This is a genomic window from Candidatus Aquarickettsia rohweri (genome assembly GCF_003953955.1).
Classification (GTDB): Bacteria; Pseudomonadota; Alphaproteobacteria; order Rickettsiales; family Midichloriaceae; genus Aquirickettsia; species Aquirickettsia rohweri.
Map to the genome: position 1 here is coordinate 1 of NZ_RXFM01000027.1, position 12,818 is coordinate 12,818.

Consider the following 12,818-nt stretch of genomic DNA (forward strand, 5'->3'; position numbering starts at 1 on the left):
GAAAAAAATGGAGTACCTTTTGAAGAATTATGCAGCTATGCTTTAGAATCTATTGAAAAAGGCCAATCTATTGAAAAAAACAAACAGCAAGCAGTTACTTCAGATCAGAAAGAGAAAAAGTAACTAACTTTATTTAAAAAAAATATTGGCATTTTACATATAGCTAAATAACTTTAATAGAAGTAAATTAACCCAAACTGCAGTTAAGAAATAAGAAATTTATAATGAATCTTATCATGATGAAGTGCAGTGTATATCTGGATTGCCACTGATGCCTATCATCATCCTCGCAATGACGTTTTTATTTTTGTCATCACGAGGTTGCATAGCAACCGTGGTGATCCATAATTGTTGTAATTCACACCAGAACTAGTCATCACGAGCCACGTTAGTGGCGTGGTGATCCAGAATTATTACCTTAATTACATTTGTTAATAACTTTCCTGTCCTGGATTGCCGCGAGCATTAAAATGCTCTCGCAATGACTGTATTGCTAACAAAATTGTATTCAAGTGTTTGTATATAGCACTTCTTTTGCCTCTTACAAAGTAATTCTTATCTGCAGCTCAGGTTAAATTATAATTAATTAGCTATATTTAACTTGAAAAAACATATAAATACTATAATTTTAACCTTTAAAATTAACCAACATTATCAATTAAATGAAAAATCTAAAGTACAGCAAGTTTGCTCTTCAAGTTATAATTTCATTTTTATTAATAATGTTAGTAACAAGGATTTGCCTTATTACTCAAAGCATATTTCTTGATCAAATAAACTTTAATATCTTTGAAATATCAAAAATACTATTGTTAGGTGAGTTAAATGATTTATCTACACTTTTTTATATCTTAACACCAATATCAATAATTTATCTACTTTTACCTACTTTTTTATTAAAAACCAAAATTAGCAATCTTATTGGCAAACTATTTATCTTCGCCTATATATATGGATTACTATTTAACTTAGTAGCAGAATACTTTTTTTGGGATGAATTTGGAGTTAGATATAATTTTATTGCAGTAGATTATTTAGTATATCGTAGAGAAGTCACAGGCAATATATATGAATCATATCCTCTTATAAAAATCTTAATTGCCATTGCCATTTGTGTACCAATAATTTATTTTTTCATTTCTTTTCTAACAAAAAGATTTAATTTTAAAAATTTTCCTAAATTCTTTATTATAAAAACATCAATATTGCTAATATTATTTCTTAGTGCCAGTTATTATTTTAATCCAAAAAACTTCACATATAGTAAATTCAGTAATAATAATTATGCAGCCAATCTCTCTTATAATGGCCTAGATAAGCTCTTTAGCGCATATAACAATAACATTCTTAGTTATAAAGATTTTTATATAAATTATAATAAAGATAAGATTTTAAAAAATTTAAGAGACAAACTATTATCAAAAAACAGCACTTATATTTCTAATGAGCTCACAAATATTACTAGGAATATAACCCCAGCTGATAAGAATAAACATAAATATAATATAGCTTTAGTCCTTGTAGAAAGCCTAAGTGCTGAATACTTGAAATATTTTGACAATAATGAGAATATTACACCATTCCTAGATAACTTAACTTCTAAGAGTATTTTTTTCGACAATTTTTATGCTACTGGAACAAGAACTGTAAGAGGGCTTGAAGCAATAAGCTTGTCACTACCACCTTTGCCAGGAAATTCAATTGTAAGACTACCTAATAATCAAAATTTATTCAGCATCGGCTCTGTATTTAAAAATTCTGGATATGAAAACAAATTTATTTATGGTGGATTTGGCTATTTTGATAATATTAATGCATTTTTTTCAAAAAATAATTTCAAGATTGTAGATAGAGCAAATTTCTCTAAAGAAGAAATTAATTTTTCAAACATTTGGGGTGTAAGTGATGAAGATTTATTTAATAAATTTATTAGTGAAGCCGATAAATCTTATAATTCTAAAACTCCTTTTTTCTCATTTATACTAACCACCTCAAATCATAGACCATATACATATCCAGAAAACAAAATTGATATTCCATCTGGAACAGGAAGAGCTGGAGCTGTAAAATATACAGATTTTGCAATTCAGCAATTAATAAATAACTCAAAAAACAAGCCTTGGTTTGATGATACGATTTTTGTTATAGTTGCAGATCACTGTGCTGGCAGTGCTGGCAAAACTCAAATCCCTGTACAAAAATATCATATACCATTATTTATCTATGCACCAAAAATTCTCAAGCCTGAAGTAATACATAACCTTTCCAGTCAAATTGATATAGCACCTACTTTAATGGGAATCTTAAATATACCCTATGAAAGCAAATTTTTTGGCAAAGATATTATAAATTCTACAGCTAATAGAGCTTTTGTAAGTACATATCAAAAAGTAGGATATTTCTCTAATAATCAATTAACAATACTTGGACCAAAAGAATCATATTGGAGCTATAAAGTAGATCAAAATTTTATTCAAAAACCAAACACTGTAGATCAAAATCATCTGTTTGATGCAGTAACATTTTACCAATCGGCTAGCTATCTACTTAATAATAATTATTTGAAAGAATAAATTTGTTGCTTTTAATAAGATTTGTTATTCTGTTAGTAATAACCAAAATAATAAGTTTTTAAATGCCTAAATACCTAAAATATTCTAGTGGCATAATTATTGCTATAGCTGCCATTTTAATTATTATACCATTTTTTATCCCCTTATCACATTATAAAGGCATAATTCAATCTGAATTTAAGAAAAAAACTGGATTAGATATAGTTATTGAAGGAAGTTTGAATTTATCTATTATACCTCAGCCTAGAATTAAACTTGAAAAAATAAAAATTCCTTCTCAATTTAAAACAAATTCTCTATTAGATCTTAACAGTGCAACAATCAAATTATCACTTAGCAAACTATTTATCGGCAAAATTGCAATATCTTATGTAGAGTTGGATCAGCCGACAATCAATTTAGAAATGCTAAGTGATGGTAATATTAATTGGAAATTACCCAATATAAAATCTAGTGATATAAATGAGTCTAAAAGCATAAACACTACAAACAAAAATTCTCATATTATAAAGCTTCCTATTCCTTTGAATCAAATAACAATTAAAAATGGGCAATTTAATTATTTAAAAGAGAATAAACTTACCAAATTAGAAAAAATAAATTTAAATCTACAGTTCAGTAGTACTACAGGACCAATAAAATTCTCAGGCAACTTTAACTCATTAGAACAATATTTTAGGTTAAGTGGAATAATAAAGCAGCTAAAAAATAACATAAATCTTACAACTGAAATCAATGCTTTAGAACAAAAAATTAACCTAATAGGAGACTTAAACCTAGATCAATTTATTTTTAATGGCAACATGATGTTACAAGGTAGCCTTAAAAAACTGCTTAATATTTCTAACCTACCAAAAAATACACCTAAAAATTATAAAATAGAGGCAAAAATTAATGGCACTAAATCAGAAGCTAATCTTAATTCGATAATTTTAACTTTAGGAAAAACCAAAGGTAATGGCAAATTGAATTATAATATCAAAAATAACAAAGGTAATCTTTTTTTAAAGATAAATCCAGGTAAAGTAATAATTGACTATGCAATTAAAAAATCTTCATCTAATTCTCTAGAAAATTCAATTAATTTACAAGCACAGAATATCTCTCTTTTATTAAATACTTTAGGTTTTAATTTTCCAAAATTATCTAAGATTATTAGCCAAAAACTTTCATTTAATACAAAAGTTAATTATGCCGTACAAAAATTAACATTTGATAATTTTATATTTAAATCTGGTAATTCTGTATTACGTGGTGATATAGGAATTCAAAATCCAGGATATAATCCAATATTTAACTATAATATTAAAATTGATGCAGGATCTAACTTAACTAATCTTCTTAATGTTAACCTACCCTTTAACACATATAATCTCAGTATTATGGGAGACTCTATAATTAATGGCAAAGATATTAAAACTAATACCCAAATCTTTATTGATAAATTAAAATCAAATATTACAGGAAATATAAATTTAGATCAGGGTATAAAACCTTCATTAAAAATAGAAATTTTAAGTGATGATTTAACAAAATCTATAATGCATCTATTTAAAGTTAACTTACCAAAACTCTATAATTTAAAACTCTCTACATTAATAAATGGCGACTTTAACCAAAAAATAGATATTATTTTAAATAAATCCACCGCAAAAATTGGAAAAGATACTGTTATTCTCAAAGGCAATTCAACAATTACACTTAATACTAAAAAACCATTTGTATCAACAAATCTAGCAATTTCAGAACTCAATCTTAACAATTTAATTTTGAAATCAAATACTAACCACAGCCAAAAATTAAAAAGTGAGATTAATAATCACTGGTCTACTAAAAAAATTGACCTATCTTCATTTGCAGCTATGGATGGAAAATTTGCTTTGGATATTGAAAAATTAACCTATGGATCATTAATATTTGATAATATTAAAACCAAAGCACAACTTGAAAATGAAAAATTCAAAATTAATTCATTTAATGGTAACCTTTATGGTGGTCAATTGAATGGCTTTGGCTCCATCTCAAGTCTAACAAATAGACAAATTGACATCAATATGACACTAAAAAATGCACATTTAAAAAATATTATTCCTGAAAACAATAAATTTAAAATAACTCAAGGCTTACTTAGCTTCACTGCAAATCTAAAATCAGAAGGTGAAAATCAATCTCAATATATTAATAACATTATTGGTAACATAAATTTTAACGCAAGTAATGGAAAAATAAGTGGAGTAGATTTACAAAAAATACTCAATGCTCTAAAACAAATAAAAAGTCCTGAAGAAATATTAAATTTACTATATTCATCTTTTTCAAAAGGAGAGACCCTATTCAATAACCTAACAGGCAGATTATTATTTAAAAATGGTATAGCAGATTTACAAGATTGCAAACTCATAGCACAAGGAGCAAATGCGACTGCTATAGGTAAAATCAATTTACCAAATAATAATATTGATATCACAACAAAAATAGATATCGCAATTCAAAAAGTCCCAGCTTTTAAAGTTATAACTTATGGAAATCTTGATAACCCGTCTTATAAATTAGATACCAAATCTCTCAAAAAATACCTAATGCAAAATTTAGCAGTTAATATAATTGGTAATTTTACCAATGCTAAAGATAAGCCTGAAAATTTTATAAAAGATATTTTTAGCAATATTGCGAATTGAAAATTTATTTAATTTTTGATTTATTCTTTAAATTCACTTGTTTAGATCTTGCAATTGCTAAATCATTTTTATCAATATTTTTTGTAATTACGCTACCTGCAGCTATCATTGATTTCGAATCTACTTTTATAGGAGAAATAATTGATGTATTAGAACCTATAAATACTTTTTCCCCAATAACGCTATGGTGTTTATTTTCACCATCATAATTACAGAAAACTGTTCCCGCTCCAATATTAACATCATCAGATATAGTAGCATCACCTATATATGATAAATGATCTGCTTTAACATTATCCATCAAAATTGAATTTTTAATTTCAACAAAATTCCCTATTTTAGAATTATTACATATTTTTGTATTAGGCCTAATTCTTGCAAAAGGACCTATAACCACACCTTTGTCGATAGCAACACCTTCAATATGTGAAAAAGATTTAATAACCGACCCTTGATTAATGACCGTATCTTTCCCAATAAATACACTAGGATAAATTATAACATCATTTTGCACTTTAATATTATTTGCAAAGTAACTACTTTCAGGGTTTATCACTGTAACACCACTATTTAATAATCTTTTTGCAATAAGCTTTTGATTATAATATTCTGCATTAATTAATTGCACCCTATCATTTATACCCATTACTTCAGATTCATCAGCTACAACATATGTGCATACCTTTTTGCTTAAAACAGCATATTTTACAATATCAGTTAAGTAAAATTCTTTTTGACTATTATAGTCCATATTGTGATTCTCATTTAAAAATCCTTCCACAATATGTTTTTTAGCTAATATAATTCCTGAATTACACAACCCTATCTGTTTTTGTTGATTATTAGCATCTTTATCTTCAATAATTTCAACTACTCTATTATTATCCTTAGAAATAACTCTACCATATCCATCAGGATTCTTTGCATTAAATCCAACAACACATAAATCAACACCTGTGTCAATCTCATTATACATGTTCATAATCGTATTTTCTGTAACAAATGGTGTATCACCATATAATATAAGTACTAAATCATTAATTGCTGTCATATTATTACATGCTACTTTAACTGCATCACCTGTTCCTAACCTTTGCTTTTGAAGAATTGTTTTTAATTTATATTTAATAGCAAAGTCTTTAAATGTTTGATGATTTTGCAATTCTTCATTAATAACAATATTAAGCGAATCAGCATTAACTACAGCAGCTAAATTTATTACATACTCAATAATTGGCTTTAAGCTAACTTCATGCAACACTTTTGGAATAGAAGATTGCATCCTTTCTCCGTTTCCTGCAGATAATATAATAATTGTTGGTTTAAATTTTCCTTGCATATTTTATAAATATTCCTTATTTATTTGATTGGTTATCTAAAGTTTACAAATTTTATGTTAAAATTTTCTAAGTGGCAATTAGTTAGTATAATTATCATAATATTACTTTCAATCTATTTTTCTATTCCAACCTTTTTTTATAATTTAAAAAAAATTAACTTCATACCACAAGAAAAAATAAATTTTGGACTAGATTTAAAGGGCGGAGTATCTCTTACAATACAGGCAAATTTAACAGATTATATTAAAGAAAAATTTACACAGCATACAAACCAGATTAAAAATAAGTTAATAAATAATAATATTAATTTCTATGACTGGGAAGTGAATGATAACTTATTAAAATTTACTATTACTGAAAATAATAGTAAAATAGATAAAGTAAGGAAACTACTTATAACTAAAGATTTTGATATTAAAAACTCTGATAATCAAATTATTATAAAATTTAACAATGACTATATTCACAAATTAAATTCTGATGTTTTAAAACAAAGTATAGAAGTTATTCGTAAAAGAGTAGATTCAGTAGGAACAAAAGAAGTTGAAATTCAAACAATTGGTAATGATAAAATATTATTGCAAGTTCCCGGTATAAACAATCCTGATGAAATAAAGAAAATCATTGGCAAAACCGCAAGATTGACTTTTCACATGGTAAAAAACAAAGTAGCAGAAAACTTAACTGATTCTGAAAAAATTGCTTTGTTAATTAATTCTAAAATCCTATCATTAGAAAATAGTACTGAATCATTAATTATAGATTCACAACCTTTAATGACTGGAGATATGCTTGAAACTGCATATATTTCACAAGGAACATTAGGTGAGCCAGTGATAAGATTTAAATTAGACAACTTAGGTAGAGAAATTTTTGCAGACATTACAACTAATAACACCGGAAAAATGCTAGCTATTGTATTTGACGAAAAAATAATTAGTTATCCAATGATAAATGAGCCGATTTTAGGTGGCGAAGGTAATATTTCAGGAAGTTTTACCCCTGAATCAGCTTCTGAATTAGCACTATTACTTAGAGCTGGATACTTACCAGTACCACTTGAAATTACTGAAGAAAGATTAGTAGGTCCAACACTTGGAATTGAATCAATAAAAGCAGGAATAAAAGCTTGTATAATAGCAGCTATATTAGTTTTTATAATAATGTTAGCTTATTATAAGTTATTTGGACTTATAGCAAATTTTGCATTAATTATTAATTTTATAATGATGATTGCTATACTTTCTATTTTTAATGCAACATTAACATTGCCTGGAATTGCTGGAATAGTACTAACTTTAGGCATGGCAGTTGATGCTAATGTTTTAATTTTTGAAAGAATTAAAGAAGAATTAAAAAAAGGAATGCTACCGTTAAATGCCTTACATAATGGCTATCATTATGCTTTTATTACAATTTTTGATTCAAATACAACAACAATTTTTGCAGCAATAGTATTATATATATTTGGCACAGGGCCAACTCAAGGATTTGCAATAACTTTAATAGTAGGAATTTTATGTTCTATGTTTACATCTATTTCAGTTACAAAGATAATAATAACTTTATGGTATAAAATAAAAAAACCAAAAAATATTAGTGTTTAGAAAATTATAATACGTGATAAAAAAATTAAAAAAGAAATTTTTAAATATATCTCTTAAAAAGAAGTTCATTATTTTAATAGCTGGCATAGCAACTATTTCTCCTATTTTTTTAATTGGAATTTTATCACTAATATATTATTACATTGGAATTGAATCATTATTTAATGATCAAGTGAGCAAAGCTGTTTCAGACACTGTTAATGTAGCAAGATTATACTTGAAAGAAAATAATGAAAAAATAAAATTTGAATTACTTCAAATTGAAAAAATAATAGAAAGACAAATAAAAGTAATCGATGAGAGTACTGAGTTAAATCATATACTAGAAGAACAAGTTAGAAGCAGTTCTATTTCTGAAGCGATAATATTTACGAAAGATGGTGTAATTGCTAGAAGCTCACTTAGTTTTTCACTAATATCTCAAATTCAAAAAATTACCCCTGAAGATTATAATAAAATTTATGAAGAAAAAGTAGTGTTATTAGAAAACCAAGATGGAGATAAAATAAGGGCCATAACAAAATTAGATAGTATTTTTCGCAGTGATGTATATTTATTAATTGGTAAATTTATTGATAAAGAAATAGTAGACTATCTTAAAAAAACCCAAGATTCAAAAAACAAATATTATTATCTGCTTGCAGATCTAAAATTTACAAAAAGAAACTTACAAATTGCCTTTATTATTATTTCTTCTTTAATGTGCCTTTTTTCATTTATTATTTCTGTAAAATTAGGAAACATAATTGCAAATCCACTTAATAAACTTTTAAATGCCACTTCAAAAATAAAATTAGGTGATTATTCGATTAGGGTACCAGAGAAAAATTCAGAAGATGAAGTATCACAACTTGCTAAAGCATTTAATAAAATGACACAAACCATTGAAGCGCAGCATAATCAGATTAAAGCAGCATATAAAAATATAGATGAAAGAGTAAAATTTATAGAAACAGTTTTAAAAGAAATATCTTCTGGAGTAATAGCTTTAGATAGCAGTGGCTATATTTCATTATATAACAACTCAGCAAAAAAATTACTCAATTTAGAAGATAACAATCTAAATCAACATATCTCTAAAATTATACCTGAAATTAATCTTTTGATTAACAATTTATTAAATGCTCCACAAGACATTCTAAATGAAAATTTAATTATAAAAAGAAAAGGTAAATCTATACACTTATTTATAAAGATAGGTGCTGTAATTATAGAAAATAAAATTAAAAATATAGTTATTAGTTTTGAAGATATTACACAATTAGTCTCAGCACAGAGAGAAGCAGCATGGTCTGATGTGGCAAAAAGAATTGCGCATGAAATAAAAAATCCCATAACTCCCATTCAACTTTCTGCTGAAAGATTACAAAGTAAATTTGCTAATCTAATTGAAAAAAAACATTTAAAAAATTATAATAAATATATAAATACAATAATTAGAAATGTTAATGACATCCATTCAATAGTAAGCGAATTTATTCAATTTGCCAGAATACCAAAACCAAAATTAGCTAGCTATAATATTAATGAAATAATTAACGAAGTCATTTTTAGTCAGAAAAACATATACAAAGAAATTAAATATTCATTTGATTATAACATACAGAACAATAATGTTTATTGTGATAAAACTCAAATTACACAAGTTCTAACCAACATTGTTAAAAATTCAGCAGAATCAATTATATCAAGTGATAATAATAAAGGCACTATTAAAATAAAAATAGAAAAAGTAAATGATGAACATATTAAAATAATAATTGAAGATAATGGTGGGGGTATAAATACAGATTTAATTGATAAAATTACAGAACCATATATAACAACTAAAAACACAGGAATGGGTTTAGGATTATCAATAGTAAAAAAAATACTTGAAGATCACGAAAGTAAATTACACTTATCAAATACTAAAGACGGACTAAGAATTTATTTTAACTTAAAAACTAATAAAAAAAATGATGTATAAAAATAATAAAATACGTGGGATAGGGTACATGATATTAAATTCCTTTGCACTATCTTTAATATACATATTAATGAAAAAACTCACAGTGGATTTAAACTCAAGTCAAGTTGTATTTTTTTATAAACTATGTTGTTTAATTGTAATTCTACCATGGGTTTTTAGTGAAGGATTACAAATATTAAAAACTCAACAATTGAAACTTCATATTATAAGAGGTTTTTTTAGTGCTGGTGGGTCATTGTTTTTTATGTATTCATTGCAATATGTAAAGGTTGTTAATGCAACAGCTTTGGCGTATCTAGAGCAGGTTTTATGGGCAGCAATAGCTATCTTGTTTTTTAACGAAAAATTCTCTTATTCAAAATTTATTGCAATATTTATAAGCTTTCTAGGAGCTTTAGCAGTAATATATCCTGGTTTAATTAATTTATCTTTTCCTTTTTTTGATTTTAGTAAAATATCAATTGCAGATTATAATAAATATTATACGTTTACATTACTTGCTGTAGTTAGTTGGACTGCAAACAGCACTTCAGTAAAAATTTTAGGCAAAACTGCTAAAAATAAAACTCAAGCTTTTTATTCTTTATTATTTTCTTCATTATTCGCTTTTCCAGTAGCATTTGTCAGTTGGAAATATGTTGATTTTGGCCTTAATATACCAATACCAAATGGATTTACTTCATTTAGTATAATTGGATTTAAATCTATATATTTTTTATATTTTTCAATTATTACCATATGCTATGTCACACATTCTGTAGCTTTTTTCAAGGCACTGAAAAAAGCTAATATGTCTGCCCTTGCCCCATATCATTATCTTAAAATAATTTTTGTTGGAATTTTAGGATATATAGTATTTAAGCAAGAACCAGATAAATTAACTTATATTGGTTATATTTTTATTATTTCAGCTGGCATATTCTTAATTAAGCACGAACATACAGTAAATAAAGTCAAAAAAATATAGATTAATTATAATAATTCATATATTCTTTAAACAATAAAAAAAATTCTAGAGTACTGAGGGGTATTTGTTTTTAATATTACTTTTTTTCTCCTTTTTTAATAAATTATTTATTAGCAAATATTAAGATTATTTATATGCACGAACTTTTTTCAGAAGATATTAAAATTCAAATTGCTAAACAATTTAATAAAAAACCTAAAGATGGTATTAACGCTATTATACGTTTTTGTGATGAAAATGGTATTGAGAATGTTGATAAACAAATAGCAGAATTTTTTATTGAACAAAAGGAAAATTTAGATTTAGAAGCTGTAGGAGATTACTTAAGTGGTGAAAATATTTTAAATCAAAAAGTATTAAAAGCTTTTACGCAACAATTTAACTTCCAAAATAAGACTTTTACTGAAGGATTAAGAGAATTTTTGTTTAGCCATAAATTACCTGGAGAAGCACAAAAAATTGATAGATTAGTACAAAGTTTTAGTGATATCTATTATGGTCAACAACAAGAATCAGCTCATGAACAAATTTTTTCTGATGCAGATGCAGTATATGTATTAGCATTTCAAACAATAATGTTAAATACAGATTTACATAATTCTGCAATAAAAGATCATATGTCTATTGACAGTTTAAAACAAAATTTAAGAGGTGTTAATGGGGGAGAAAATTTTCCTGATGAATTTTTACTAGGTTTATATGAAGAAATCAAAGAAAATCCATTTGAATTTAATTTTACAAAAATATCACCTGGTATACAAATGAATACAAGCCTTTTAGATTATGATCAAACTTTTAAGTCTTTAAAAACTTTTATGAATGAAGCAGGCAATGGCCAATTAAAAAATGTGTTTCCAAATATTTCAAATGCTGACTCTCTAGAAGCACAAGTAGATAAGCCTAGATCATTACTAGCAAACCTAATGGGATATAATGGCACTCTAAATTTGACAGATAAGGAGACTGGAGCTAAATGTTCTGTACAAATTTATGAACCAAATATATTTTCAAAAATTTTATTCAATGATAAACCCAAAATAATAATACAACCATTAGGGGATGAAAATCAGGATCATTCATTAAAATTGGCAGCACAAGTAGAAGCATCTTTTAGAACTCCACCAGAAACCTTTAAATCAACTTATGGTTATGAAGCTGATTCAATGGAAAAGGAATATCGAATAAGTAAGAGTGCTATTATAAGCAAATCACATGTTAGTAATATAGAAAGTGGACAAATTACTAGTGGGAAAACACGATAAATAACTATTTCCATTTACTTAGAGAGATTAATAATTTTTTATATAACTTAATTTTATTACCAGTAAATTATATTTAGAGTTTTTACATAAAACAATAAAAAGCAAAATAAAATTTTAAAAATTTATTTTTTTAGCTTTGTAAACGCTAAAATATCCCCATCTTGACAAGTATTATCCGCCTTTCTTTGGGTTTCTTAAGTTTTTTGATAATTCTAAAAAAAATTTAATTTGATGATATTTTTTTATCAATATTATATGGAAGTAAATTTACTAACTCTTTTGGATCAGAATAATCATGAATATGATTCAGCAAATATTTTAAATAATCATAAGGATTAATCTTATTTACTTTGCAAGTTTCAATAATACTATAAATATTTGCACTAGCTTTAGCACCCTTAGTTGTTGCACAGAACATC

8 protein-coding genes are annotated in these 12,818 nt (G+C 25.9%); 6 read left to right on the forward strand and 2 right to left on the reverse strand.

What is annotated here, in order from left to right; genetic code table 11:
* The first annotated feature begins 662 nt into the window (after positions 1–662).
* Both EIC27_RS02655 and EIC27_RS02660 read left to right on the forward strand, forming a co-directional pair.
* On the forward strand, positions 663–2,573 hold the full coding sequence (locus tag EIC27_RS02655; RefSeq protein ID WP_126044604.1) for an LTA synthase family protein: 1,911 nt from the start codon (positions 663–665) through the stop codon (positions 2,571–2,573).
* A 62-nt stretch (positions 2,574–2,635) separates the two neighbouring features.
* The gene (locus tag EIC27_RS02660) at positions 2,636–5,251 is read left to right on the forward strand and encodes an AsmA family protein (RefSeq protein ID WP_126044605.1); all 2,616 of its coding nucleotides are present in this window, start codon (positions 2,636–2,638) and stop codon (positions 5,249–5,251) included.
* A 4-nt stretch (positions 5,252–5,255) separates the two neighbouring features.
* On the opposite strand, the gene glmU is transcribed toward EIC27_RS02660, so the two are convergent.
* Positions 5,256–6,590, reverse strand: coding sequence for a bifunctional UDP-N-acetylglucosamine diphosphorylase/glucosamine-1-phosphate N-acetyltransferase GlmU (glmU, locus tag EIC27_RS02665; RefSeq protein ID WP_126044606.1), 1,335 nt, complete (start codon positions 6,588–6,590; stop codon positions 5,256–5,258).
* 54 nt (positions 6,591–6,644) lie between these two features.
* On the opposite strand from glmU, the gene secD reads away from it, so the two are divergent.
* The 4 genes from secD to ralF all read left to right on the forward strand — a co-directional run bounded on the left by secD (position 6,645) and on the right by ralF (position 12,399).
* Positions 6,645–8,198 carry a protein translocase subunit SecD gene (gene secD / locus EIC27_RS02670; protein WP_126044607.1) on the forward strand — a complete coding sequence of 518 codons (1,554 nt, stop codon included), beginning with the start codon at positions 6,645–6,647 and terminating at the stop codon, positions 8,196–8,198.
* Between the two features lie 13 nt (positions 8,199–8,211).
* Positions 8,212–10,167: an ATP-binding protein gene (locus tag EIC27_RS02675; protein ID WP_126044608.1), complete on the forward strand. Its 1,956-nt coding sequence runs from the start codon at positions 8,212–8,214 to the stop codon at positions 10,165–10,167.
* Entirely contained in the window at positions 10,160–11,137 is a 978-nt protein-coding gene (locus EIC27_RS02680; protein WP_276310327.1) for a DMT family transporter, read from the forward strand. The genes EIC27_RS02675 and EIC27_RS02680 overlap by 8 nt, the downstream gene beginning before the upstream one ends.
* Positions 11,138–11,271: 134 nt before the next feature.
* Positions 11,272–12,399, forward strand: coding sequence for a T4SS guanine nucleotide exchange effector RalF (gene ralF, locus EIC27_RS02685; protein WP_126044610.1), 1,128 nt, complete (start codon positions 11,272–11,274; stop codon positions 12,397–12,399).
* 223 nt (positions 12,400–12,622) lie between these two features.
* Here ralF and EIC27_RS02690 read toward each other — a convergent pair.
* Positions 12,623–12,818 (reverse strand): transposase domain-containing protein (locus tag EIC27_RS02690; protein ID WP_126044202.1); only part of this gene is annotated, 196 nt, incomplete at its 5' end.